The sequence below is a fragment of the Thiolinea disciformis DSM 14473 genome, from assembly GCF_000371925.1.
GTDB lineage: Bacteria > Pseudomonadota > Gammaproteobacteria > Thiotrichales > Thiotrichaceae > Thiolinea > Thiolinea disciformis.
Genome location: NZ_AQVE01000001.1, coordinates 175,461 through 200,636, shown reverse-complemented (window position 1 = coordinate 200,636; position 25,176 = coordinate 175,461). Strand labels below are relative to the sequence as shown.

At 45.5% G+C, this 25,176-nt stretch carries 22 protein-coding genes; 13 read left to right on the top strand and 9 right to left on the bottom strand.

The features are described 5' to 3' along the window. Positions 1-6: 6 nt before the first annotated feature. Both A3IE_RS0100910 and A3IE_RS0100905 read left to right on the top strand, forming a co-directional pair. Entirely contained in the window at positions 7-3,162 is a 3,156-nt protein-coding gene (locus tag A3IE_RS0100910; RefSeq protein ID WP_020393687.1) for an efflux RND transporter permease subunit, read from the top strand. Between the two features lie 6 nt (positions 3,163-3,168). Next, entirely contained in the window at positions 3,169-3,855 is a 687-nt protein-coding gene (locus tag A3IE_RS0100905) for a DUF599 domain-containing protein (protein WP_020393686.1), read from the top strand. Here A3IE_RS0100905 and A3IE_RS0100900 read toward each other — a convergent pair. The 3 genes from A3IE_RS0100900 to A3IE_RS0100890 all read right to left on the bottom strand — a co-directional run bounded on the left by A3IE_RS0100900 (position 3,852) and on the right by A3IE_RS0100890 (position 5,637). Continuing rightward, positions 3,852-4,139, bottom strand: coding sequence for a hypothetical protein (locus tag A3IE_RS0100900; RefSeq protein WP_020393685.1), 288 nt, complete (start codon positions 4,137-4,139; stop codon positions 3,852-3,854). The genes A3IE_RS0100905 and A3IE_RS0100900 overlap by 4 nt on opposite strands. Before the next feature lie 213 nt (positions 4,140-4,352). Continuing rightward, positions 4,353-4,703 (bottom strand): NifB/NifX family molybdenum-iron cluster-binding protein, encoded by a 351-nt coding sequence (locus A3IE_RS0100895; RefSeq protein ID WP_020393684.1) that lies wholly within the window; start codon positions 4,701-4,703, stop codon positions 4,353-4,355. A 157-nt stretch (positions 4,704-4,860) separates the two neighbouring features. Continuing rightward, positions 4,861-5,637 carry a ferredoxin--NADP reductase gene (locus A3IE_RS0100890; RefSeq protein ID WP_020393683.1) on the bottom strand — a complete coding sequence of 259 codons (777 nt, stop codon included), beginning with the start codon at positions 5,635-5,637 and terminating at the stop codon, positions 4,861-4,863. A gap of 250 nt (positions 5,638-5,887) precedes the next feature. On the opposite strand from A3IE_RS0100890, the gene A3IE_RS0100885 reads away from it, so the two are divergent. Both A3IE_RS0100885 and A3IE_RS0100880 read left to right on the top strand, forming a co-directional pair. Beyond that, on the top strand, positions 5,888-7,273 hold the full coding sequence (locus A3IE_RS0100885; RefSeq protein WP_020393682.1) for an aspartate aminotransferase family protein: 1,386 nt from the start codon (positions 5,888-5,890) through the stop codon (positions 7,271-7,273). Positions 7,274-7,276: 3 nt separating this feature from the next. Then, a complete protein-coding gene (locus tag A3IE_RS0100880) occupies positions 7,277-8,650 on the top strand; it encodes a glutamine synthetase family protein (protein WP_020393681.1) in 1,374 nt (457 codons plus the stop codon). A gap of 30 nt (positions 8,651-8,680) precedes the next feature. On the opposite strand, the gene chrA is transcribed toward A3IE_RS0100880, so the two are convergent. The 3 genes from chrA to A3IE_RS0100865 form a co-directional block, all read right to left on the bottom strand. Next, positions 8,681-10,027, bottom strand: coding sequence for a chromate efflux transporter (gene chrA, locus A3IE_RS0100875; protein WP_020393680.1), 1,347 nt, complete (start codon positions 10,025-10,027; stop codon positions 8,681-8,683). 472 nt (positions 10,028-10,499) lie between these two features. Beyond that, positions 10,500-11,018, bottom strand: coding sequence for a superoxide dismutase family protein (gene sodC / locus A3IE_RS0100870; RefSeq protein WP_020393679.1), 519 nt, complete (start codon positions 11,016-11,018; stop codon positions 10,500-10,502). Between the two features lie 87 nt (positions 11,019-11,105). Continuing rightward, positions 11,106-12,098 (bottom strand): YncE family protein, encoded by a 993-nt coding sequence (locus A3IE_RS0100865; protein ID WP_020393678.1) that lies wholly within the window; start codon positions 12,096-12,098, stop codon positions 11,106-11,108. Positions 12,099-12,250: 152 nt separating this feature from the next. Between A3IE_RS0100865 and A3IE_RS0100860 the strand changes: the two genes are divergently transcribed. Continuing rightward, positions 12,251-14,029: an ABCB family ABC transporter ATP-binding protein/permease gene (locus tag A3IE_RS0100860; RefSeq protein ID WP_110721347.1), complete on the top strand. Its 1,779-nt coding sequence runs from the start codon at positions 12,251-12,253 to the stop codon at positions 14,027-14,029. A 63-nt stretch (positions 14,030-14,092) separates the two neighbouring features. On the opposite strand, the gene A3IE_RS19540 is transcribed toward A3IE_RS0100860, so the two are convergent. Then, a complete protein-coding gene (locus A3IE_RS19540; RefSeq protein WP_020393676.1) occupies positions 14,093-14,854 on the bottom strand; it encodes a hypothetical protein in 762 nt (253 codons plus the stop codon). Positions 14,855-15,109: 255 nt separating this feature from the next. Here A3IE_RS19540 and A3IE_RS0100850 point away from each other — a divergent pair, with 255 nt between their 5' ends. Together A3IE_RS0100850 and acs are read left to right on the top strand one after the other, a co-directional pair. After that, positions 15,110-15,892 (top strand): PP-loop family protein, encoded by a 783-nt coding sequence (locus A3IE_RS0100850; RefSeq protein ID WP_051062455.1) that lies wholly within the window; start codon positions 15,110-15,112, stop codon positions 15,890-15,892. Between the two features lie 163 nt (positions 15,893-16,055). Beyond that, entirely contained in the window at positions 16,056-17,996 is a 1,941-nt protein-coding gene (gene acs / locus A3IE_RS0100845) for an acetate--CoA ligase (protein ID WP_020393674.1), read from the top strand. A 60-nt stretch (positions 17,997-18,056) separates the two neighbouring features. Here acs and A3IE_RS0100840 read toward each other — a convergent pair whose 3' ends face one another. Further along, a complete protein-coding gene (locus tag A3IE_RS0100840) occupies positions 18,057-18,362 on the bottom strand; it encodes a DUF2288 domain-containing protein (RefSeq protein ID WP_020393673.1) in 306 nt (101 codons plus the stop codon). 178 nt (positions 18,363-18,540) lie between these two features. Here A3IE_RS0100840 and A3IE_RS0100835 point away from each other — a divergent pair, with 178 nt between their 5' ends. After that, a complete protein-coding gene (locus A3IE_RS0100835; protein WP_020393672.1) occupies positions 18,541-19,239 on the top strand; it encodes a SctK family type III secretion system sorting platform protein in 699 nt (232 codons plus the stop codon). Next, a complete protein-coding gene (sctL, locus tag A3IE_RS0100830; RefSeq protein ID WP_020393671.1) occupies positions 19,217-19,873 on the top strand; it encodes a type III secretion system stator protein SctL in 657 nt (218 codons plus the stop codon). Before A3IE_RS0100835 ends, sctL begins: the two co-directional genes overlap by 23 nt. A 2-nt stretch (positions 19,874-19,875) precedes the next feature. Here the strand turns inward: sctL and A3IE_RS0100825 are convergent, their stop codons facing one another. Beyond that, entirely contained in the window at positions 19,876-20,262 is a 387-nt protein-coding gene (locus A3IE_RS0100825) for a carboxymuconolactone decarboxylase family protein (RefSeq protein WP_020393670.1), read from the bottom strand. Between the two features lie 345 nt (positions 20,263-20,607). Between A3IE_RS0100825 and A3IE_RS0100820 the strand changes: the two genes are divergently transcribed. From A3IE_RS0100820 to A3IE_RS0100805, 4 genes are all read left to right on the top strand, one after another. Continuing rightward, the gene (locus tag A3IE_RS0100820) at positions 20,608-22,887 is read left to right on the top strand and encodes an NADP-dependent malic enzyme (protein ID WP_020393669.1); all 2,280 of its coding nucleotides are present in this window, start codon (positions 20,608-20,610) and stop codon (positions 22,885-22,887) included. A 107-nt stretch (positions 22,888-22,994) separates the two neighbouring features. Continuing rightward, positions 22,995-23,567 carry a carboxymuconolactone decarboxylase family protein gene (locus A3IE_RS0100815; protein ID WP_020393668.1) on the top strand — a complete coding sequence of 191 codons (573 nt, stop codon included), beginning with the start codon at positions 22,995-22,997 and terminating at the stop codon, positions 23,565-23,567. Positions 23,568-23,675: 108 nt separating this feature from the next. Next, complete coding sequence (locus tag A3IE_RS0100810; protein WP_020393667.1) at positions 23,676-24,251, top strand: LemA family protein; 576 nt, start codon at positions 23,676-23,678, stop codon at positions 24,249-24,251. A gap of 5 nt (positions 24,252-24,256) precedes the next feature. Then, positions 24,257-25,114 carry an EF-hand domain-containing protein gene (locus A3IE_RS0100805; RefSeq protein ID WP_020393666.1) on the top strand — a complete coding sequence of 286 codons (858 nt, stop codon included), beginning with the start codon at positions 24,257-24,259 and terminating at the stop codon, positions 25,112-25,114. Positions 25,115-25,176: the final 62 nt, after the last annotated feature.

The following is a 25,176-nucleotide window of genomic DNA, read 5'->3' as shown; positions in this document are numbered from 1 at the left end:
AACCCCATGCACAAAAATAACTTATCCGGCTGGGCGCTGGCCCACCAAAATATTGTCGGCTATTTTTTCTTTTTGATGTTGGCGCTGGGTGTATTTGGCTATATGCACCTCGGTCAAGCAGAAGACCCACCTTTTACTTTCAAAGTTATGTTAGTACAGGCACGCTGGCCGGGCGCATCCGCTGTCGAAGTTGAAAAGCAAGTGACGAATCGGATTGAAAAAGTGATTATGGAATCACCTTATGTATCTGATGTACGCAGCTTTTCGCAACCTGGGATGAGCGTCATCACTGTTATTGCGCGTGATAGTACGCCTTCTGTGAATATGCCGGAAATGTTTTACCAAGTACGCAAACGTGTACAAGATATAGCCTACACCCTGCCCCAGGGCGTTCAAGGACCTTTCTTCAATGACGAATTCGGCGACACTTTCGGTAATATTTATGCGCTCACAGGCGATGGTTTCAGCATGGCACAATTGCGTGACGCCACTGATGGCATTCGCAAAGAGCTATTGCGCGTTCCGAATGTAGCAAAGGTCTTGTTGATTGGTGATCAGCCTGAGCGAGTATATATTGAGTTAAGTAGCACTAAAGCGGCTAATCTGGGTATTAGTTTGCAGCAATTACAAAACACGATTGCACGGCAAAATACCATGGTGGCGGCTGGCGAATATTATACCAGCCAAGATCGTATTATTGTTTATCCCAGCGGACGCTTTACTGATGTCGAAAGTATCAAAAATATGCCGCTGCAAATTGGAACTCAGACCCTAAAACTCGGCGATGTTGCGGAAATAAAACGTGGTTACACCGATCCTGCTTCTGAGCACTTTCGTTACAGTGGCACACAAGCGTTGGGTATTGGCGTATCCATGCAAAAGGGTGGCGACATTATTCAGCTAGGCAAAGATTTGGATGCAGCCTTGCAACGTATCCAAACCCAATTACCCATAGGCATGGATTTACATCCGGTCAATGATCAGCCGACCGCAGTGAAAAGCTCGGTACGCGAGTTCCTCCAAGTTGTATTTGAAGCCGTTATCATTGTACTAGGCGTGAGTTTTTTCAGTTTGGGTGTTCGTGCAGGAACGGTGGTTGCACTGTCTATTCCACTGGTCTTGGCAGGCACCTTTTTCTGCATGTATCTATTCGGTATTGGCCTACACAAAATCTCGCTTGGCTCATTGATTTTAGCGCTCGGTTTATTAGTCGATGACGCGATTATTGCGATTGAAATGATGGCGCTAAAACTGGAAGAGGGCTATGACCGTATCAAAGCCGCCACCTTTGCTTATAGTACAACCGCCTTCCCGATGCTCACTGGTACCTTTGTGACAGTTGCAGGTTTTTTACCAATTGCCACCGCCAAATCATCCACCGGCGAATATACGCGCTCTATTTTTGAAGTGGTTTCCATCGCCTTAATATTATCGTGGTTTGCAGCAGTCATTATTGTTCCTTGGCTGGGCTATCATATTCTAAAAGCTGAGCCACATGAGGCGAGGTCAAACAAAAAAGGCTTGTTTAGTGGTCTAATCAGCCTCCAGCATAAAATTGCTGAAGGATTCTCTACTTTATTCCGTAGTTTAATTAGCGTTTGTGTACGCTTTCCCCTCACGGTAATTTTGCTAACCGTATTAACTTTTGCTGGCTCTGTCGTGTTATTCGGCCTTGTGCAACAGCAATTCTTCCCAATGGCTACCCGCTTAGAATTATTAGTCGATTTGAAATTACCCGAAGGTACGGCTATTGAAGCGACGGAGCGCGAGGTTAAAAAGGTCGAAGCTTATTTAAATACGCAGTCTGAATATATTAATAATTTTGCTAGCTATGTCGGTACAGGTTCACCGCGCTTTTATTTACCTTTGGATCAGCAATTGCCGAATCCTAGTTTCGCCCAATTTGTGATTACCACTAAAAATATTCCGGCACGCGAAGCCTTGCGCCTGAAATTAATTAGCTTGATGGATAGCGAACAGTTTTCCCAACTGCGTGGCCGTGTGTTGCGTTTAGAAAATGGCCCTCCGGTTGGCTATCCGGTGCAATTTCGTGTGTCGGGCGATGATTTATGGCAATTGCGCAATCTTGCTGAGCAAGTCGCAACCTATATGCGTGGTAATCCGCATTTGCGTAATGTTCATTTGGATTGGAATGAGTTACGCAAGTCGCTGAGTTTAACAGTGGATGCCAATAAGGCGATTGCGTCAGGTATAACGCAAGCTGATATTAATCAAATCTTGTCCACCACTTTACAAGGTGCTGGGGTGGGTGAATTCCGCGAGGGGGATCAAAGCATTCCGATTTTGGTACGTGGCTCGCATCCGGATCGCCAAAATATTGAAGCCCTGATGTCGCTTAATATCCCGACTAGCAATGGGCAAAGTGTTCCCTTAAGTCAAATCGCACGACTGGAAAACACCCAAGAAGAAAGCATTATTTGGCATCGCAATCGCACACCCACTATCACGATTCGGGGCGATATTTATAGTTCAGTCCAAGCCCCTACCGTCACGACAGAGGTAATGAATCGCATCAATGCCGATCAGTTCATTGAGAAATTGCCCTTAGGGTATCGCTTTGAAATTGGCGGTAGTGTGGAAGAAAGCGCCAAGGGTGGGGCATCGATTGCCGCAGGCATTCCGCTTTTTATCGTGGTGGTACTCACCATGCTGATGCTGCAATTGCAAAGCTTCCAACGCGTCATTATGGTGGTTTTGACGGCGCCCTTTGGTTTGATTGGGGTGGCAAGTTTCTTACTGATATTCAATAAGCCCTTCGGTTTTGTCGCCATGCTCGGCACGATTGCGCTATCCGGCATGATTATGCGTAACTCGGTGATTTTAGTGGATCAAATTGATCGTAATATTGAGCAAAACATGGTTCCACGTGAAGCAATTATTGAAGCGGCTGTGAGGCGTTTCCGTCCGATCATGCTCACGGCCTTAGCTGCTATTTTGGCGATGATTCCTCTCTCACGCAGTGTATTTTTCGGCCCTATGGCAGTGGCGATTATGGGTGGTTTATTAGTCGCAACGTTATTAACCCTGTTATTTTTACCAGCGGTTTATGCAGTGTGGTTTAAGGTGCGTAAGGGACGAAAAGCATTTTTGGGTGAAGACCGCAAGCCAGTTGCTACAGTAGAAATAGCTAACACCGTTTAAGCGGCTATGAAGACGACGGAAGCTTCTTGGATTATAGCTGCGATACTTATCTTAGTGTCGTACCACACTTACCTAGTTTGGATGGTAAAACGCCATCCTTTGCATGCCGACATTGGTATTAACACTTGTGTTCGCCAAGCATGGGTTCAAGCCATTATGCAGCGTCAACCAGGTGATGTGCTAGCCGTACAGACGCTACGTAATGCATTGATGTCAGCTAGCTTTTTAGCATCTACTGCTATTTTATTAGTCGCTGGTTTGCTGAGCTTTATCCTAACCAATAAAGGTAGCTTAGAGAGTTTTAATAAAGTTTTGGATATGTTAGAAGCCAGACATCCGGATGTTTTGTTATCACAGTTACTTTTATTAGTCGTAACCTTCTTTTTCGCTTTTTTCAATTTTGCCTTGTCGGTACGCTATTACAATCATGTTGGTTTTATGCTGAATGCAGTAGATAAAATAGCAGGACATATCTTACCTGAAACCTTTATGACAGCCTCACTGCAACGCGCAGCGTTTCATTTCATGCTGGGAATGAGAGCCTTCTTAATGATTTTGCCGTTTGGCTTGTGGCTGCTAGGTGGCGTGTGGTTCTTGCTAGGCAGTGTACTGCTCGTGATTATCTTGTGGCGTATCGACTTTCCTAGTCGCAAGCTTATTCATACTACTCAATGCCAAGTTAATAAAAACTAGAGGGTGGTTAGCGTATAAATCGCCGTCGTTTGGTTCTGTGTCGTCTTGGACTCAGCCGTGGTCAGCGTTTGCGTTAGCTGTTTAGCATTTTCACTATTGGTGAGGCTACGCACTTCACCATTGGCCATATGCAAAATGACTTTAGTTGGAATCATGACTGTGATCTGAACACGGGCTGAGGTGGATACTAGGCCGGTTTCATGACTACTGACAACACTACTTTCAGCAAAGCTCAAACCGCTACACAAACTAAGCAGTATGAGTTTCAATATGGATTTGGACATGATTCGCCTTGTTAAGCGCTAAATGACAGTGGTTTAACTATAACTCACTAAACCCTCGGGGTGGACGACAACAACGATAAAACATTGGATTTTCATGATAACAACGTTTGCTAGCGGCTCTCTGAGCTGGTGAGTTCCCTTATGCACACCGCATCTGTCCATAGTTAAAACTAAGCTGAACTACTCATAAATAGCATTCAGCTTGGCTTATTATTAGTGCGGGGGGTGTGTTTCAGGCTGCTTTTCGACCAACTGTCCCGCCATCAAGGCTTGTACTGCAACCATGGGAACGGTTTCATCCGTTATTTTCACGTGCACACCTTGTGCTGCAAGCTTACGTATAAAACCCTCGCCACACCCCGCTGTGATTAAGTAATCCAGCGAAAATAAAGGATGCGTTGATTGGCCATTCCACGCGTGGATAGACATATCCATTGGCAAGTCTAAGCGCTCAATTTCTTGAGGCGTTTGCCCCAATTCCGCTTCAAAAATCATAAAGCGGCGTCCTTTACCTGCATGTCCTGTAATGGTACGAAAGTTTTGGCTACTAACTCCTATTTTCATCCTAGCACTCACTGAGACCTTATAATGCTTAAACAAACTACAGGCTCAGCTAAGGATAGACCTTGAGAAACTGCAATAATTAAAAAATTATTTAAAGTCGACGCTACAAACGCTCGATTTGTCAGCTAAATGCCGCGACAGCACTGGTTCTAAGTACTTATTTTTCAACAAAAGCACGCTCAATCACATAATCGCCTGCTTCACCTTGGCGGGGCGATATTTGAAAACCATAGTCATTGAGCATAGTGGAGGTGTCGTTTAACATCGCTGGGCTGCCGCAAATCATGGCACGATCAGTGGAAGGATCAAGCGGCGCTTCGCCAATATGGTTAAATAACTCCCCCGAACGAATCAGATTGGTTAAACGGCCATGGTGTACGAAAGCTTCGCGCGTTACGGCTGGATAATAAATCAATTTTTCGCGTACTAATTCACCTAAGTATTCATTATTCGGTAGTTCGTTTTCCAAATAATCTTTATAAGCTAGTTCATTTTTCCAGCGTACTCCGTGCATGAGAATAATCTTGTCGAAGCTTTCATACATGTCGACATCGTGAACCAAGCTCATAAAGGGTGCTAGACCGGTTCCAGTGGCAAATAAAAACAGACGTTTTCCGGGCTTTAGGTCGCGCAATACCAAAGTTCCAGTAGGTTTCTTGCTCATAATCACCGGATCGCCCACTTTTAGGTGTTGTAGGCGTGAGGTGAGCTGCCCATCTTGAACTTTGATGCTGAAAAACTCTAAAAACTCTTCATGATTGGCACTGGCAATACTATAAGCACGCATTAATGGGCGGCCTTCTACTTCCAAACCAATCATGACAAATTGACCATTAATAAAACGAAACCCTTGATCGCGGGTAGTACGAAACGAAAATAGGGTGTCATTCCAATGCTGAACCGAGGTGACGGTTTCAGTCGCAAACGAACTCATTGATTCAAATCTCCTGCAAAGGAATTTTGTTAAAACTGTTCCAGCCTTTGCTGCTGGCTTCTTCAATGGTGCGCACTGTGCAGCGAATAACATTGTTAGTCAAATTTCGGGGTTTTCGCTTTGTGGAATGTCAATGTTCAAAGTAGAAGACACTAAAGTGACAGACTTATCATCCTACTCCCACCACGCTTGAAGGCTGGGCTAATAACCCCTTATGATCAGCACACAGTGCCATGAGGAGAATAAAAACATGCCACCACGCAGCTATGATCCTAGCAAACTCCAACAGCTCGCCGAACGCGAAGCACAGACCTTCTCGAAACATCATCCGCGCTCTGCCCAATTAGCGGAAGAAGCGAAGCATTATTTATACGGTGGCGTGCCTATGCATTGGATGTCGGATTGGTCGACACCTTTTCCTATGTTTGTCCAACACGCCCGAGGTGCTGAATTTACGGATGTTGATGGCTTGCGTTATGCCGATTTCTGTTTAGGTGATACCGGCTCAATGTTTGGTCATTCGCCTGAGCCAGTGGCAAACGTAATTGCAGAATATGCAGCACAGGGTTATACCACGATGCTACCGAGCGAAGATGCGATTGCGGTAGGACGTGAGCTAGGGCAACGTTTTGGCTTGCCTTATTGGCAAATGGCGACCACCGCCACTGATGCAAATCGTTGGGCTTTACGCTGGGCGCGCGCCGTCACAGGGCGCAAAATTATTATAGTTTTTGATGGCTGTTATCATGGCACAGTCGATGAAACCATGGTGCGCCTCCAGCAAGGCAAAACCGTACACCGTAAAGGTTTAAGTGGTCAAGCCTTAGACCTGACTCAGTATATGCGTGTGGTGGAATTCAATGATCTTGAAGCCTTAGCACACGCCTTAAAGCCTAATGATGTCGCTGCCGTATTATGCGAACCTGCAATGACTAATATTGGCATGGTCTTGCCAGATAAAAACTACCATCAAGCCCTACGTCGCTTAACACGCGAACAGGGTACACTACTCATTATTGACGAAACGCACACGATTTCGACGGGTTTTGGTGGCTATACCAAAGCCTTTGGTTTAGAGCCGGATTTATTCGTGCTGGGTAAACCGATTGCCGGTGGTTTACCTTGTTCAGTACTCGGCGTCAGTGCTGAGGTGGCACAGCGAATGCAACAGCTAAAAGCACAACAGCGCACTGATCCGGAACAACATGCAGGCCATGGCCACAGTGGCATGGGCACCACGCTGTCTGCCAATATGTTCACTATGCGGGTCATGCGCGCCAACCTAGAGCAGGTCATGACCGAGGCCGCTTATGCCGACATGATTCCCAAAGCGGAGTATCTTGCTCAAGGTTTACGTGAGCTTATCAGCAAGCATCAATTGCCTTGGTGCATTACACAAATTGGTGCAAGGGTCGAGTTTCAATTTAGTGCCACCGCCCCACGCACAGGCCGTGAAGCGGAAGCTGCTTTTGATGACGAGCTGGAACAATGTATTCATTTATACCTCCTAAATCGCGGCATGATGATTACACCTTTTCACAATATGATGCTGGCCTGCCCTGCCACCCAAACAACTGATATTGACCAGCTTGTCACAACGCTTGATGCGTTTGTTCAAGAGTTATACCAAGGATAAATCATGCAACCCACCGCACCCAATCGCTCAGCCGAAGTCACTAGCTTTCTCGCAGCACACCCCACCTTGACTCAAGTTGCACTAATTCTCACCGATATCAACGGTATTGCTCGCGGCAAATTCCTACGCCCTCATGAACTGCATGGGCTTTATACCAGTGGACGCCCCTTACCTAGCTCGATTTTGTCACTCAACCCCTTGGGTGAAGATGTCGATACCACCGGCTTGGTTTGGGAAGTCGCTGATATGGATTGCATTAGCCGTCCGGTACCGAACTCCTTAAAGCTGTCGCCTTGGCTACCGAATACCGCACAAGTACTCGTCAGTATGGATAAAGTCGCGGGGATGCCAGCCGCCGCTGCCGATCCGCGCCTAAAATTAGTGGATATTGTTAATGTGTTGCGTGCCGACAATCTGCATCCAGTCTTAGCTTGTGAATTAGAGTTTTATTTACTAGATGCCTCTGCATGGAAGCAGGGTAAAGTTATTCCTGCCACAACTACCTACGGCCTGCCCCTTACCCAAACACAGGTGTATAGCGTTGATGATTTGGAGGCCATGCGTCCCTTTTTTGCCGATATTTATAAATATTGTGCCGTGCAAGGTTTACCGGCCGAAACTGCCATTTCGGAATACGCGCCTGGGCAATTTGAAATAACGCTACTGCATCGTAAGGATGCGGTGCAGGCCGTGGATGAAGCGATTCAATTCAAGCGCTTAATTAAAGGGGTAGCTGAACAACATGGCATGATTGCCTGCTTTATGGCCAAACCATTTTCTGATCGTGCTGGTAGTGGGATGCATATTCATATCAGTCTGAATGATGAAAATGGCATGAATTTAATGAGTGCTGGCGAAATCGATACTAATAAAATTTTACTACATAGCATTGGTGGTATGGCCGCAAGCGTGCAAGATAGTATGGCGATTTTCGCACCTCATGCAAATTCGTATCGCCGCTTCAAAGCGAATAGTTATGCCCCCACGGCAGCGACTTGGGGTATCAATAATCGTAGTGTTACCTTCCGTGTTCCCAACGGCTCACCAGCGAGTCGCCATGTGGAACACCGTGCATCCGGTGCAGATGCCAATCCTTATCTAGCCGTGGCGGCAGTGTTGGCAGGTATGCATCGCGGGATTCGCGAGAAACTCCATCCAGGAAAACCCGCTGAAGGCAATGCTTATGGCACCCAAGCCAATACCTTGCCCTTGAATTGGTATGAAACCCTAAAAAACTTTGAGCAATCGGCCTTTATTCAAGAGTACTTCGGTGAAGCATTTCAGCGTATTTTCTCGGCGTTAAAGCGTGAAGAATGCGAAGCATATAACACGCATGTGAGTGAATTAGATCACCGTTGGCATCTACGCTTGGCTTAAATGGATCAATCGGAGATGACATGTTTAAGACTATCCCCCTGTTTTCAAGAGGGCAAACACCAATCCCACCAAGGCACTTACGGCAATAACCTTAGTCACATCCACTTTGTAGCGCCATAGGGCTAGGAAAGAAACCATAGCCAGCAAGACCGCCCAGTAATCAAACGATCCTGCAAACGGTGCCTGCTCGGTCGCATGTGGCCAAAACGTGTGCCATGCAAAAAATAAGGCAAGGTTCACAATAACACCCACCACCGCCGCAGTAATGGCAGTGAGGGGGGCAGTAAATTTTAAATCCCCCCGTGTACTTTCGACTATCGGCCCACCGGCGATAATGAAGAAAAATGAGGGTAAAAACGTAAAAAAGGTCGCCACCAACGCGCCCATAACCCCAGCCAGTACAGGATTCACCACCACCTCCTTAGTCACGCCACCGATATAACCAATCCACGTTACAACCATAATCAAGGGTCCTGGTGTTGCCTCACCCAGCGCTAGACCGTCCATCATTTGTGCACCGGTTAGCCAAGCATAATGCTCCACCCCACCTTGATAGACATACGGTAAAACCGCATAAGCACCACCAATCGTTAAAAACGCGGCTTTCGTAAAGAATAAACCCATCTGCTGCAAAGTCGATTGTCCGCCAACCACCAAGAGCGCCACTACCCAAATGGCTAAGAAAATAATAAGCGTCAGCATAAATTTACGCCATGAGAATTGCGCATGTATTGGCGTGGGGCTATGGTCATCAATCACGGCTGCGCCATAACTTTTCCGAACCGTATTATGTGCATAATTCGCTTTAAATTTTTCAGGATATAATTTGCCACCCAACACACCCAAGATGATGGCGACCAATACTACCCATGGAAAGCTAATTTTAAAAAAGAACACCGCCATAAAGGCTAGGGTGGCAATACTCCAAAGCCATGTATTGTTTAGGACTTTCGAGCCAATCCGCCAAGCGGCGAATAACACAATCGCCACCACTGCGGGTTTGATGCCGTAGAAAATTCCCTGAATCCAAGGCAAATCGCCCCAAGCCAAATAAATGCCCGCCAACGCTGACAGCAAGAAAAAAGCGGGTAAGAAGAATAAAATACCAGCCATCACTGCACCCAACACTCCATGCATGAGCCAACTGATATAAATAGCCAATTGAATCGCTTCAGGCCCTGGCAAAACCATGCAGTAATTCAGCGCGTGCAAAAAACGCTGTTCGGAGATCCAACGTTTTTTCTCCACTAAATCCGTATGCATAATGGCTATTTGACCGGCAGGACCGCCAAAACTGATGAGACCTAAGTGGAACCAATAACGAAAAGCTTGGCCTAAACTAGGAATAGCGGGTGGAATATTCAGGGCGTTCGTCACAAAAAATCCTTAAGTCACTGCTACTGTTGCCACCAGTCTAGAGGAATTCTTTTACACTGGCTTATATTGTTTGTGTTGGGAGCAAGATCATGTTCAAACAACTTAGTTTAAGTATTGTGACAGCAAGCCTATTAATCGGCTTCGTGAATTCTGTTGAAGCGCGCATCATGCCAAATCCAGCAATCTACGGATGCCAAACCGCCTTATCACAACAAATCAGGCGACAGTTTGGGCCAAATATAAACGTGGAATATGGCTCGATGAACGTGAACAACCTTAATCGAAATCTAGTGCAAGTGTTAGGACAAGCAACACTGAGGGGAGCAAGGTCTTCAGCCAACTTAAATTTTAATTGTTTGTATAATCAAAATAATAATAGGGTAGTGCGCGTGACTTACTCCAGACCTAGACCGATGCATTAGGCAGAAAAAAACTGGCAATATGTTTCAAGGCATATTGCCAGTGAGCAAGCTTATTGACTTACACCACACACCACGCGCGCCCCACCACCGCCCAGCGGCTGAGGATGGTCGGCATGATTGTCACCCCCCGCATGAATCATTAATGAACGACCTTTCAGGTCATCCATTTTCAAGCGTGGTGCTAAAACCGGATTCATGGCATTTCCCTCAGCATCGACATACAGTGCTGGCAAATCACCCAAATGGCCGTCACCCCAAGGCTCGCCATGTTTCTTCGTTCCTGCTGGATCATAATGCCCACCTGCGGCTAATGCAGCTGTCATTTTTCCATCTTTTTCTTTTGGCTCACAACTCGGATTTTCATGCACATGAAAACCGTGTAAACCGGCTGGTAAACCTTTCAAACTAGGGGTAAAAACTAAACCATAGGGCGACTCACTCACGACCACTTGCCCCACTTCTGCACCAACGCCCTTTTCATCCACCATATTCATCTTAATCGTCAAATCGGCAGCCTGTGCTGTAGCTGCTAAGCCTAACGCTACTACTAAGCCATAATAATAACGCATGGTTATACTCCTTCGTTGATCACTAGCCTTTCGATATAGCCTGCATTTCAGGAACTGTCAAATGCGCATCACAATCCCTAATCAGGCTTACGGTCTATCGAGTTTCAAACGTTTTATAAATTGCCCCGTTTGCGCATTCAAAGTAATAGCCAGTAATTCTTGTCCACAACGCTGAATAAAACCGAGTAAAGTTTGAGTGGGGTTAATATCTTGCGCCAATGTTTGGCAATTCGCTTCAGCATTAAGCGGCTCATACACACCAGTCGCTAAATCATAACGCTGTAAACCTTGTGCATTAGCCACAACAAGCTTTTGATTATCGTTGGTGAATGTAGCTCTATTGGCTCCTACTAAGTGTTGCACCGCACCGCTGGTTACATGAATCAAATAGGGTAGCCAGACTAAATAATTGCCATCCTGACTCAATACAATCGGTTGAGAAAAGACGGTCTGACTTGACACCTGTGGCAAAGCAATACTTTTTTCGGGCTGATTTTTATAAAGATTATAAATCTGCACGCGGTAGCCACCTGTTGCAGCGGGTATAACAAAGGCCACTTTGCGACCTTCTGTATCCATCCCTAAGGCAATTGGATCAGCACTCAAATCAACATGCCCCAACTGTTTACCATTGCCTGTATGCACCACCCGCAATTGCTTTCGCTTCGGTGCGTAAAATAATTGTGCTGTGCCACTCGCATTGGTGACTGCAGTTTTGGGTTGGTACTTGGAAATGCTATCGGGCAAGTCTGGGACTGGTAAAGTCCGCAAACGCTTACCGGTTTGGTTGTGCCAAATGCTTAGACCCGCTTCTTCCAATACCGCCAATTTAAAACCATCCGGTGTAAACCCCATCATCAATTGGCGCGCTGGATCGTACGCTAAAGGAGTAGAATGCGTTAATGCACCTGTACTTTGATCAAAAAACTCAATCACAGGCTTTGTAGCACTGCTATCCAAGTACAACCATTCCTTATCATTTTGACTAAACGCTAAATACTGATCAGCCTGTGCGTTAGTAGCAAGGCAGCAGCCCATGCCTAAAAACAAGACTTGCTTCATTAACCCTAATTTTTTCATTATTACCGACCTTGCTTTTTTGCCTTATTGTGCATGACGAGCGCTTGAGCAGCCTTATGCTACATCAGACCCAGTCTACTCCCTCTAAGTAGTGCTATACAAAACCTAGTCAGGCGCGCTCTAATACGCTCATGAACTTACAAAATAATGCTATGGGTCGAACTGAAGCGCCTCACACGAATCGTCGTGATCTACACAATCTCAAATCGATGCTGCCGTTCATTATGGAGTTTCGAGGCCGCGTCATTTTTGCACTGACTTGTTTGATTCTCGCCAAAGTTGCCACCGTGGGCGTTCCTGTGGTGTTAAAAGCGATTGTCGACGCCTTGCAGCCTATGCCGAACCAAACGCTATTATTACCCCTAGGCTTATTATTAGCCTATGGTGCTTTGCGGCTCGCTACCTCACTATTTAATGAGTTACGCGATGCCGTATTTGCACGAGTGCGCTATCGTGCAATTCGGCGCGTTTCGACTAAAGTCTTGGAGCATCTGCATAATCTTTCTTTGCGTTTTCATCTAGAGCGCAAGACGGGCGCTATTGCGCGTGATATTGAACGCGGTACTTCTTCCGTCAGCACACTGATCAATTATTTAGTTTTTAGCATTATTCCTATTGCTGTCGAATTTGCCCTAGTCGCTTTTATTTTACTTAAAAATTACACGCCCATTTTCGCGATTGTAACTTTCTCCACCGTTGCGATTTATGTGATTTTCACTTTTAAAATTACCGAGTGGCGTATGGACTTCCGCCACGAAATGAACCGTCTAGACTCTTCTTCCAGCAATCAGTCGATTGATAGTTTAATCAATTATGAAACCGTCAAGTATTTTAATAGCGAGCAAATAGAATTAAAACGCTATAACGAAACTTTGGAGAAATGGGAAGAGATGGCGGTGAAAAGCCAGACTTCCATGTCACTACTAAACTTCGGCCAGTCCGCAATTATCGGTGTGGGTGTGACGATTATTATGTTTTTCGCCGCCCAACAAGTTGTACAAAAACAAATGAGCCTTGGCGACTTGGTCATGGTGAATGCGTTTATGCTTCAGCTTTTTATGCCGCTCGGGATGCTGGGAATTATCTATCGCCAATTAAAATATACGCTCGCTGACATGGATATGGTATTTCGCCTCTTAGAAACGCCCCAAGAAATTCAAGATAAGCCTGATGCTAAGGGATTGGTCGTTAAACAAGCCAATATCTGCTTTGAAAACGTTAATTTTGCCTACACGCCTGAACGCCAAATTTTATTTGATGTCAGCTTTACCGTGCCCGCTGGTAAAACGGTCGCTGTAGTAGGTCATAGTGGCGCTGGAAAGTCGACCTTACCGCGTTTGCTCTATCGCTTCTACGAGGTCACGGGTGGAAGGATTTTGATTGATGGACAAGACATTCGCGAGGTCACCCAAGCCAGCTTGCGTCGCGCTATTGGCATAGTGCCACAGGATACCGTGCTGTTCAATGATACGCTACGTTATAACCTGCAATACGGCAATCCCGATGCCACTCACGCGGATTTAGAGCGCGCTGCGGAGATGGCGCATATTCGTGATTTCATTGAGTCTTTGCCAGACGGTTGGAATACCATGGTGGGGGAGCGCGGATTGAAATTATCCGGCGGTGAAAAGCAGCGTGTAGCCATTGCTCGTGCGATTATTAAAAATCCACCGATTTTGATCTTCGATGAAGCCACTTCTTCATTAGACTCAGGAACCGAGCAAGCCATTCAACAAACTTTACAAGAAGTGGCAGGTCAGCATACCAGCCTTATTATCGCGCACCGTTTATCCACCGTAGTCGATGCGGATCAGATTGTTGTCATGAATGCAGGAAAAGTCGTAGAGCAAGGCACCCATAGCGAATTACTGGCTAAAGAAGGCCTGTATAAACAAATGTGGGAATTACAATTAGGTGAGGAATCGACCTAAATATTATGAGCAAAAAATAGGGTATATCAATGTATATACCCTATCGTTTAATCCACAACCTTACTAGCGCAAGGTGTCGTAGGCTTGGTCGACTACGTCTTGATTTAACACCACGAAACGTAGGGATGAACCCGTAGCGCATAAGCCATCGGTGCCGCTAGTTCTAGCAATATCACCCGCTGATACATTGCGTGATAAGTCGGTGTCAAACACATCAACCACCCGAGGGTTGGGCATTCCATACAAACCACGACTATCTGCTAAGGCATCGCTAACAGCTCCTAACTCAGAGCGGGACAAAGGCAATTTCGGTCCTAAACCACGCTCTAAGGAGCTGGTATAAGCTAAATTCTGCCATAGCGGACGCATGAGTGAATTAGAGGGCCAACGATAACCCGCAGCGCCATAGTTATCGTAGATATAAGGACGATAACCAGTACTACCATAGCGACCATAACCACCATAGCCTAGGCTACCCAAATTACCGTAGCGTCCGTAGTTACCATAGCCCAGACCACCCCAAGCACCTCGTCCACCGAAAGCATCCAGAGAACCTAAGCTACCCCAAGAACTTAGCCCTCCCAGCGAACCGAGACCACCGAACGAACCTAGTCGACCGACAGAATCCAGCGAACGAAGACCGCCCAAAGCACCTAAGCCACCGAAAGAATTGAAGTCGCTCAAAGAACCCAAACTTTGCTCTACTACAGTGTCAGTTTGCTGTCTGGCATGAAGGTAATTTAAGCTTGAGCGAGGAACCACAGAGTAACTGGTATTCGACCATGTTTGTGGCTCAAAACTTTTATAATATGACCTGACTTGCATAATATCTCTCCTGATATTTTTAATTTTCTTAGGCCTTCCTTAGCTTAAAATTGTTGTTAGCCCATACTAGATTAGAAGAAAGGCCATCATTGCCAGCACACAAATTAGGATACAAGGTGGTTTATATAGGATAATCGCTGCGATAAATAAATTATCTTTTTGTATTTAAAGCACTTTTTAACAAGCTTGTGATGATTGCAAAACAAGCCAAGCGAGCAGCTAGCACATCCAGCTAAAATCGGTTATGTTCCCTGTATGAATACAGCATTAAAATTTGAACCTGTGACTTGGGTTACGCCACCTAAATCCTTAATTCGTAACGTTGGCAAAGCCATAGGCGACTATGATTTGATTCGTGCGGGTGACCGCATTTTATTGGGGTTATCGGGGGGAAAAGACTCACTCTCATTGCTCCATATTTTGCGCCACTTCCAGCGCCAAGCCCCGATTAAGTTTGAATTAGCAGCAGTAACGATTGATCCTCAATCAGGTGCTTTTGATCCATCGCCTTTGATTCCTTACTTGAAAAGCTTGGGTTTGCCTTATTTCTATGTGCGGGAACCGATTATGAGCTTGGCAGAAACACATATGGATAATAATTCCTATTGTGCGTTTTGCTCACGTATGAAACGTGGTTTGATGTATAAAACCGCGCGTGATGAAGGCTACAACGTGCTGGCATTAGCCCAACATTTAGATGATTTGGCCGAAAGCTTTTTAATGTCAGCCTTTCATGGCGGCAAATTAAAAACCATGAAGGCGCATTACAGGATTGATGCAGGGGATTTGCGTGTAATTCGCCCGCTTGTGCGTGCGCGCGAACGCCAAACGGCGGACTTTGCTAAAGCCGCTGGCTTGCCGGTCATTATGGAAAATTGCCCCGCTTGTTTTGATATGCCGACACAACGGGAACATATGAAACAGCTACTGCACCGTGAAGAACAAGAAAACCCTAATTTATTCAAAAGCCTACTAACTGCAATGCAGCCTTTGATCCGTGACGGATTGGAGAATAGTCATGTGATTGAGCAGGACTAAAGGAATATTGTTGACAATTTTGGGGTAATTGCACGTTTTATAAGGGCTTTGACTAGACTTTTAGTCGTGATTGTATAAATATGCCTGCCTAGCGAGAAGACTAATAATACTATTGCTGTTACACAGGTTAGGAAACTATTTTTAGTTAGTGAGGAGTCAACCTATGTCTAAAACTTATCCCGTTCCTGCTGCGGTCGCGGCACAAGCGAATGTCACGGCTGAGCAATATCAAGCCATGTACGAGCGCTCACTCAACGATCCAGATGGTTTCTGGGCTGAGCAAGCTGAAAAATATCTTACTTGGACCAAGAAATGGGACAAGGTTCTAGATTGGAGTTTCACTGACAATATTCATATTAATTGGTTTACTGGCGGTCAACTTAACGTTGCTGAAAACTGCCTAGACCGTCATTTAGCCACACGCGGCGATCAAGTGGCGATTATTTGGGAAGGCGATAGTCCTAACGAAGATCGCAAAATCACTTATAAAGAATTACACGAAGAAGTTTGTAAATTCGCCAATGTATTAAAAGGTCGTGGCGTCAAAAAAGGGGATCGCGTATCGATCTACCTACCGATGATTCCTGAAGCTGCGGTTGCCATGTTAGCGTGCGCACGCATCGGTGCTATCCACTCTATCGTATTCGGTGGCTTCTCACCTGACGCTCTCCGTGATCGTATCCAAGACGCAGAATGTGGCATAGTCATCACTTCTGACCAATCTATGCGCGGTGGTAAGAAAGTTCCATTGAAAACCAATGCGGACAAAGCTATCGAGCAATGCCCAACGGTACATACTTGTATCGTGGTACAACGCGGTGGCGATCCTGTGAAATGGAATGCGCATGACGTTTGGTATCATGAAGCGATGGCAACAGCTTCTGCGGACTGCCCTGCTGAAGTGATGGAAGCGGATGATCCTTTATTCATTCTCTATACTTCAGGCTCTACCGGCAAACCCAAAGGCGTATTGCACACCACAGGTGGCTACTTATTACAAGCGGCCATGACACACAAATTAGTCTTTGACTATAAAGATGGTGAAGTTTATTGGTGTACCGCAGACGTAGGCTGGGTAACGGGTCACTCTTATATCGTCTATGGTCCATTAGCCAATGGCGCTACCTCCTTAATGTTTGAAGGTATCCCCACCTATCCCGATTCTGGTCGTTTCTGGGATGTGTGCGACAAACACAATGTCTCTATTTTCTACACCGCACCGACCGCAATTCGTATGTTAATGGGCGCTGGTAACAAATTTGTTGAGAAAGCGAAACTCGACAAATTACGCCTCTTGGGTTCAGTCGGCGAGCCAATCAATCCAGAAGCATGGGAATGGTATTACAAAGTCGTAGGTAAAGAGCGTTGCCCTATTGTTGACACTTGGTGGCAAACTGAAACTGGCGCGCACATGTTGACTCCATTACCCGGTGCAACACCGCTAAAACCAGGTTCTGCGACTAATCCATTCTTCGGTGTTCAACCTGTGTTATTAGATGACAAAGGTAATGAAATCGAAGAAAGCCCAGCCGAAGGTAACTTGTGCATCAAAGCACCATGGCCTTCCATGATGCGTACCTTGTACAAAAACCACGACCGTTTTGTTGAAGCTTACTTCAGCATGTACCCCGGCTATTACTTCACTGGTGACGGTGCGCGTCGCGATGAAGATGGATATTATTGGATCACTGGCCGCGTGGATGACGTATTGAACGTATCAGGTCACCGCTTAGGTACGGCGGAAATCGAATCTGCGTTAGTGTTACACCCACAAGTGGCAGAAGCAGCCGTCGTTGGTTATCCACATGAGCTAACTGGTCAAGGCATTTATGCTTATGTAACACCGATGGCTGGTGTTGAAGGCACACCAGAACTGGAAAAAGAATTGATTGATTTGGTACGTAAAGAAATCGGCCCTATCGCGAAAATCAATATTATCCAGTGGGCGCCCGGTTTACCGAAAACACGTTCTGGTAAGATTATGCGTCGTATTCTGCGTAAGATTGCTGCCAATGAACTGGATAGCTTGGGCGATACTTCTACCTTAGCGGATCCAGGTGTAGTGACTGATTTGATCACAGTGGCTGGTACGATTAAGCATTAAGCTTAAACAGCATTATCAACGGCGAGCCAGTCTCGCCGTTTCTATTGGCATCGATGTCGATTAGTGTACCAAACGGTTTTGAACTAAAACCCAAGGTGCTACCACCACGGCCCACAAATGTGAATCATTTTGCGCCCATAAACGTGCAGAATCATCTGTGGCGCGACAAACCTCACCGCTTTCTAACCAGATTTGGCACTGCTGTGCATTATCTTGAGCAAAAGCCGTCGCCACATTCACTAGATCCAAATGACCGGCGATCTCAATTACTTGCCCTTTTGCAAAAAATAGTTGTAACTCCTTCCAACTAATGCGCCCTGTTTCCAAATTTAGGCGGGTTGATAAAGATAAACCACTCTCGTCCATCGGTATTTCCTTGTCACAAATCACAAAAAACAGTCATTGTATTAGACGGTCTATCATACCTAACAGACGGCATAAGCGGTCATATAACGTATGAATACATCCGACTATCATCATGCCACTCGCTCAGTTTCTTGGTGTGCAGAATAATTGAGGCCATTACAACAAATACTGACAACCAATGAAAACTCAAGCAACGGACCCAGCACGCAAAAACAAACTGTCGCAATTAGCGTGGGAATTCAATTTCCGCCCTGATCACTACACGCACGACAGTTGGTTTGAACAAATGCCTGATGGTCAGCTCATTAAGAAACTGGTTGGTTGTCATCGTAGTGCGGATCGTGTTGTAAACCATCTTTTGCAGCGTTTTGGTTTAGAAAACCAAGTCTTTTTTAACTTCTCCAACTCCTTAACCCGTTTGGCTTTGTGGTCTGGAAAAGATCTTGAGAATTTAGTACTCCATACCGGTGCTGTGTTTTATCACAACAAAGTTCGCCAAGTAGTGGTTCGTGAAGAAGTTCAGGAAATCCATGACCAGTTAGGCAGTGATTTGTTTTTATTTATGCAGCGTCGCGCTAAAATGATGCTAGGCAAGTTGGTATTTACCTTAGAGTTGCCTGATGCTTTAGATGCGCGTAGTAGCGTTATTGGTGCGGGTATGTTATGCCTGCAAGAAGCATTAAGCGACTATCCTCCTGCCTTACGTAAGCGCATGATGTTAAAACTACCCCATGAATGGTATGTTTTGTGGAAACGTGTCGCGCCTTTAAGCCGTGAGTTAAAAGGGCAAAACAAAGAATGTGCTGCCCTCATACAAAAAATAGCAATAGAAACTCGCATAGGGGTCAACAGTAATGGACAAATTCGTTTCGATTAAACCGCTAGATTCGCAGCTAGAACCGGGTAAAACCGTCATCAAAGCAAACGAATACCGCCAAATCGTCCATTATGAAGAGTTGATGCGTAATCTCGCCCAACGCGAAAAAGAGCGTGAACTCAAATCGACAGCCACACTAGCCAAATCGATCCAAAGTGGCATTCAGCAAGGTAAGGAACAAGTTCATCAACAATTAATTGAACAATTGTTGGAATACAGTTTGCGTATGCACGAAAGTTTACGCGATGTCGAACAGTCTTTAGTAGAGGTAGTCATTGAAGCTGTACAACAAATTGTGCGCAGTTTTGATGATGAAACTTTAGTGCGCAGCACCGTTAGTCGTGGCGTCGAAATGGTGCGCGGCAGTAAGAAATTAATCTTACGTGTCCATCCACAGATGCGGGATATTGTGGCTGAGCAATTACAAGATTGGCAGCAACACATAAGCCATATTGAAGTCTTAGCCGATAATCAGATCAAGCTAGATGAGTGCGTCATCGAATCTGACATAGGCATTATCCATGCCAGCGTGGATTTGCAACTTGAATCCTTAGTTCGCTCTTTACGGAAAGCGTTCCCTGTCGTCCCTAACGGCAATGGCGCCTCAAACCGTAACACAGCGCCCACTCAGTAAGCTTAGGGTTGTTGCGCTTGCCATTCTTGAATAACCTCCTGTGCTGCACGAAAGGCCTCCTGAGTTGCTGGAACACCGCAATAAACGGCTGAGTGCAGTAAGACTTCACGAATCTCTGCTACGCTACAACCATTATTCAAAGCACCGCGAACATGCCCTTTTAATTCTGTGGTGCATTTCAATGCGGTCAGCATAGCAATGGTAATTAAAGAACGCGTCTGGCGCGGCAGATCCTCACGCTGCCAAACCGAACCCCAAGCGTGCTCATTAATCCACTCTTGCAGTGGTGCATTAAAATCCGTGGTGTTTTGCACAGCACGCTCAACAAAAGTCCGCCCCATAACTTCGGTACGGGTTTTTAATCCTTGAGAAAACTGTTGGTTATCCATAGTTCTTTAATCGATTGAGGTGTAAACACATTTGTATGTCAAATTAACCGCGTAGTACGAGCTAATTATCTGTTAGACAACCTACACGCTACTAACTGTGCAATTTAAAGACCATTAGCTTGTGTATAATAAATAATCTCTAACCATAATCGAAGTTTAATCATGCCATGTGAGCCTCTGGTTGGTAAACTACGCTAATTCAAGCTTGAACCACGAACAATGGCAAAGCTCTTAGCTTATAAGAAATACACAAAACCCTACTTGCTACATGATTATTTTTTCATAAGCTCCTATCATAGACGTTCGCACCACAATAAGACTGAACACCCACCGGAGGAGTACAATATGGCAGAAGATTTAACCAAAGCAGCACTGGATTATCATCGTTTTCCCACGCCCGGAAAGCTCGAAGTCAGCCCCACCAAAAATATGGTCAATCAGCGTGATTTAGCCTTGGCCTATTCGCCTGGTGTTGCGGCTGCAAGTTTAGCTATCGCTGAAAATCCTCAACTGGCTGCGGAATACACTACGCGCTCCAATTTGGTGGCCGTTATTTCTAATGGGACGGCAGTACTTGGTTTGGGTTCTATTGGCGCACTCGCTTCTAAACCCGTCATGGAAGGGAAAGCGGTTTTATTCAAAAAATTCGCTGGGGTAAATGCCTTCGATATTGAAGTGGATACCTTAGATGTCGATCGTTTTGTTGATGCGGTAAGTTTATTAGAACCCACGTTTGGTGGCATTAATTTAGAAGATATTAAAGCGCCCGAATGCTTTGAAGTCGAAAAACGCCTCAAAGCCAAAATGAAAATTCCAGTTTTCCATGATGACCAACACGGCACCGCGATTTGTGTTGCGGCGGCGATTCGCAATGGTTTACGTGTTGCGGGTAAAAATCTAAGTGACATTAAATTAGTTTGCTCTGGCGCGGGCGCAGCAGCCATTGCCTGCTTAAATTTATTAGTCGAGATGGGCTTAAAGAAAGAAAACGTCACGGTCAATGACCGCTTTGGCATTATTTATAAAGGCCGTGTCGAGGAAATGAATCCCTACAACTCGGCTTATGCGATTGAGACGGACGCACGTACTTTAGACGATGTCATGGATGGGGTGGATGTATTTTTAGGTTTATCCGCGCCTCGTGTCTTGAAACAAGAACACGTTAAAAAAATGGCAGCCAATCCTTTGATCCTAGCCCTTGCTAATCCTGAGCCAGAAATTCGCCCTGAGCTGGTTTATGAAGTACGGACAGATGCTATTGTGGCGACTGGGCGCAGTGATTATCCAAACCAAGTCAACAATGTTTTATGTTTCCCTTTCTTATTCCGTGGTGCTTTAGATGTTGGTGCGACAGAAATTAATGAGGCGATGAAAATTGCCGTGGTGGAAGCCATTGCAGATTTAGCCACCAAAGAAGCCTCTGATGTCGTCGTTTCTGCTTATGGGGGTTCAGCTTTCAAATTTGGGCGCGACTATTTAATTCCTAAACCTTTCGACCCGCGCTTAATGACTATTATTCCACCACGCGTGGCGAAAGCTGCTATGGAAACAGGGGTAGCAACCCGTCCGATTCAAGATTTTGAAGAATATGGCCGTCAGTTAGAATCCTTTGTGTTCCGTTCTGGCATGGTGATGAAGCCTTTATTCGATCTGGCTAAACAAAATCTCAAGCGCGTGGTCTTTGCAGAAGGTGAATCACAGCGTGTGATTAATGCCGTTCAAATTCTGGTAGATGACAAAATTTGTAAGCCTATTTTGATTGGCGATCCCACTAGCATTGAGCAAAATATCAAATCTTATGGTTTACGCTTAAAAGTGGGTGAGGATGTAGAAATTATTGATCCACGTGCTAATCCACATTACCAGAAACACAAAAAGACTTATTACGAACTGATGGCACGCTCTGGCGTAACCCCTGCCTATGCTAAGCGTGTGATTGCCTCGCGTAATACGGCGCTGGCGGGCATCATGGTGCGCTGTGGTGATGCTGATGCCATGCTTTGTGGTGTAGAAGGAAATTATGCGTCACACTTGCGTCATCTGCATGATGTGATTGGTGTTCAACAAGGCTTAAATGATTTTGCCGCTTTAACCTTGCTGATTATGAAAAAAGGCACTTATTTCCTCACCGATACCCACGTCAATATTGATCCAAGCCCCCAGCAATTAGCGGATCAAACAGCCTTAGCTGCACAATTTATTCGTGGTTTTGGCATTGAACCGAAAGCTGCTTTATTATCCTTCTCGAACTTTGGTAGCCGCGAAAGTGAACAAGCTCGCAAAATGCGTAAAGCCCTTGCCATACTGCGAGACAAGCATCCCGAGCTATTAGTGGATGGTGAAATGCACGCTGATGCAGCCTTGTCCCAAGAAATTCGAGATCGCTTATTCCCGAATTCGGCTTTTTCGGGTGAAGCCAACTTGTTGGTGTGCCCAACCTTAGAGGCGGCGAATATCACCTATAACATGACTAAAATGTTGGCAGATGGTATGCCAGTTGGCCCTATTTTATTGGGCACCAACTATCCAGCCCATATTCTCACTGAAAGTACGACCGTACGTGGCATTGTAAATATGGCCGCCGTTGCCAGTGTGGACGCCCAATTACACGCTAAAAATCAATAAATCTTGTCTTACATCCAGCCTAGCTCACCCACTAGGCTGGCGCTTCAGGCTAGCCTCAGACAGCCGCTTTTAAACTTGGCTCTATGTAAAACACTTGAGTCAATTCCATGGAATTATTTACAGAATCATTAAAAAAAGCACGCAATTATGGTTTAGGCGAATTTTTAGAAATTATTGGTGAATTATCCCAAGAAAGTACTAAAAAGGGTTTATTAGATCGTAAGCAAAAAGAATTAATCACCCTCGGTATGGCCTTAGCAAAACAATGCCGCCGTTGTGTTGATATTCATACTGAAGTGGCCAAAAGGCTAGGTGCGAGTGACCACGAATTATTACAAGTACGCAAAACGGCCCTCTTTTTATTAGCAAGCCCCGAACACCAAACTGAGTTATGGCACGCTTGGAAAGATTCATGGCGTGAATTTTCCTTAAGCAAAGGCTGCATGGATCGCCGTTGTCGTGAATTAATTGGCTTAGGCATTGCTTTAATCCATCAACAAGCACGCTTGATTGAACTGCATGTGGAAGCTGCTTTAGATTATGGCGCCTCACCGGAAGAAATTTTCGAAGTCATGCCTATCGCCTTATTAATGGATGGTGCGCCGGCGTTGTCACAAATCCCTTATTTAGTCTATGCACTAGAGCGCGCTCAACAACATTTATTAGTGAGCGAAGCCTAAACTTTAAACAGAACCAGCCAATTGTCGTGCTAGCCCCACCTATTGGCTGTAGTTTGTTACAGTAGCGTCTGGACTCCATCAATAACAATAACCCCTCGGTGAAAGTCTATGACAAACAGTCTATTAATCTTTATCACGTTGCTGGCCGGTGTCGCTTTATGGGCAGTGGTTCTTTATAACCAATTAGTGCTCATCAAAAATAATGCTGCAAAAGCCTGGAGTAATATCGATGTATTACTCAAACAGCGCAATGAAGAATTACCAAAATTGATTAATGTGTGTAAAGAACACATGCAGTATGAAAAAGATACGCTACAACGCGTGATGGAAGCGCGTAACAAAATCGCCTCGGCTATGCAAAGTAGCAATATGACTGCCTTAAGTGCGGCTGAAAATCAATTGCGCTTAGGCTTAGGCAATCTGTTTGCCACGGTAGAAGCTTATCCTGAATTAAAAGCCAGCAAATCTTTTCAGCAATTACAAAATCGGATTACCACTTTAGAAGACAGCATCGCGGATCGGCGTGAATTTTATAACGACTCGGCCACCATTAATAATGTACGCATTGAACAATTCCCTGATGTAGTAATAGCACGTATGGCCGGTTTTCAGCCCTTTCGTTTAATGAGTTTTAGCGAGTCTGAAATGGCGGATGTGGATACTAAAGCCCATTTTCAATCCTAGTTGCTATGGCCATCCTCACCGTCCTTCAAAGCCAATATGCGCAATACAATGCTTTTGCCACGTGGCAGCGGAGTGGCTTATTACATGTTTCGGCACGCCTAGGGTTTATCCTATTTTGGCTAGGCTTGAGCTATTACCTAATGCAGCTTGATAAAAGTTGGCTCTGGCTAACGGCCTATTTGAGTCTGTATTTTTCCGTGGGCTTATATCAGCGCTATCGCCTTATCACTGATACCGCTGAATCGCGCTTAATGTCGGGTGCTCAAGGTTATGTACGCCTGCAAGGCACGGTGCGTTTATTGGATCATGAAGGTTTTCGGGGTGATCCCCAATTGCCTGCTACCGCATGGCTAGCAGGGTTTTGTGAATCGACGCCTTTTATTCTGGAAGCGAGCAAACAACGCTGTACTATTTATCCGCAGCATGCCGAGGTAGTGGTGCGCCCTGCGGATACCCATCTGTATTGGTTGCACGCTATTTACCCCGGACAACAAATTTACGTGTTAGGCGATTTGCGCACTTATACTGGCGAAAATCTGGGTATTACGATGCAAGAACGTCTTAGCCGATTATTAGCCGAGTGGAAACGCCATCCACAGGTTTTGCTCGAAGCTTACGACCAGAATGGTGATGGCAAGTTAGACGAACAGGAATGGGAACATATTCGTCAGCATGCGCGAAGCGTCGCACAAAGCGATCATGATTATGACAGCCAGCAAGTTGAATTAATCATTGATCGTAGTTCACTCGGCAAGAAACTCTTGATTAGCAATATTCCTTGGGAGGAATTAGCACAGCGCTACCGATACATGGCATGGTTTCATGGCCTGTGCTGGCTAAGCTTCATGTTGCTAACCCAATAAGTTGATGGCTATTCTATGCAGCGCTGCACCATGAGTTATAATAGCTATACAGCCATCGTTCG

Bases quoted from the DNA above. Each gene is read 5' to 3' on its own strand.
- A3IE_RS0100910 (WP_020393687.1), top strand. From the start codon at position 7: ATGCACAAAAATAACTTATCCGGCTGGGCGCTGGCCCACCAAAATATT.
- A3IE_RS0100905 (WP_020393686.1), top strand. From the start codon at position 3,169: ATGAAGACGACGGAAGCTTCTTGGATTATAGCTGCGATACTTATCTTA.
- A3IE_RS0100900 (WP_020393685.1), bottom strand. From the start codon at position 4,139: ATGTCCAAATCCATATTGAAACTCATACTGCTTAGTTTGTGTAGCGGT.
- A3IE_RS0100895 (WP_020393684.1), bottom strand. From the start codon at position 4,703: ATGAAAATAGGAGTTAGTAGCCAAAACTTTCGTACCATTACAGGACAT.
- A3IE_RS0100890 (WP_020393683.1), bottom strand. From the start codon at position 5,637: ATGAGTTCGTTTGCGACTGAAACCGTCACCTCGGTTCAGCATTGGAAT.
- A3IE_RS0100885 (WP_020393682.1), top strand. From the start codon at position 5,888: ATGCCACCACGCAGCTATGATCCTAGCAAACTCCAACAGCTCGCCGAA.
- A3IE_RS0100880 (WP_020393681.1), top strand. From the start codon at position 7,277: ATGCAACCCACCGCACCCAATCGCTCAGCCGAAGTCACTAGCTTTCTC.
- sodC (WP_020393679.1), bottom strand. From the start codon at position 11,018: ATGCGTTATTATTATGGCTTAGTAGTAGCGTTAGGCTTAGCAGCTACA.
- A3IE_RS0100865 (WP_020393678.1), bottom strand. From the start codon at position 12,098: ATGAAAAAATTAGGGTTAATGAAGCAAGTCTTGTTTTTAGGCATGGGC.
- A3IE_RS0100860 (WP_110721347.1), top strand. From the start codon at position 12,251: ATGGGTCGAACTGAAGCGCCTCACACGAATCGTCGTGATCTACACAAT.
- A3IE_RS19540 (WP_020393676.1), bottom strand. From the start codon at position 14,854: ATGCAAGTCAGGTCATATTATAAAAGTTTTGAGCCACAAACATGGTCG.
- A3IE_RS0100850 (WP_051062455.1), top strand. From the start codon at position 15,110: ATGAATACAGCATTAAAATTTGAACCTGTGACTTGGGTTACGCCACCT.
- acs (WP_020393674.1), top strand. From the start codon at position 16,056: ATGTCTAAAACTTATCCCGTTCCTGCTGCGGTCGCGGCACAAGCGAAT.
- A3IE_RS0100840 (WP_020393673.1), bottom strand. From the start codon at position 18,362: ATGGACGAGAGTGGTTTATCTTTATCAACCCGCCTAAATTTGGAAACA.
- A3IE_RS0100835 (WP_020393672.1), top strand. From the start codon at position 18,541: ATGAAAACTCAAGCAACGGACCCAGCACGCAAAAACAAACTGTCGCAA.
- sctL (WP_020393671.1), top strand. From the start codon at position 19,217: ATGGACAAATTCGTTTCGATTAAACCGCTAGATTCGCAGCTAGAACCG.
- A3IE_RS0100825 (WP_020393670.1), bottom strand. From the start codon at position 20,262: ATGGATAACCAACAGTTTTCTCAAGGATTAAAAACCCGTACCGAAGTT.
- A3IE_RS0100820 (WP_020393669.1), top strand. From the start codon at position 20,608: ATGGCAGAAGATTTAACCAAAGCAGCACTGGATTATCATCGTTTTCCC.
- A3IE_RS0100815 (WP_020393668.1), top strand. From the start codon at position 22,995: ATGGAATTATTTACAGAATCATTAAAAAAAGCACGCAATTATGGTTTA.
- A3IE_RS0100810 (WP_020393667.1), top strand. From the start codon at position 23,676: ATGACAAACAGTCTATTAATCTTTATCACGTTGCTGGCCGGTGTCGCT.
- A3IE_RS0100805 (WP_020393666.1), top strand. From the start codon at position 24,257: ATGGCCATCCTCACCGTCCTTCAAAGCCAATATGCGCAATACAATGCT.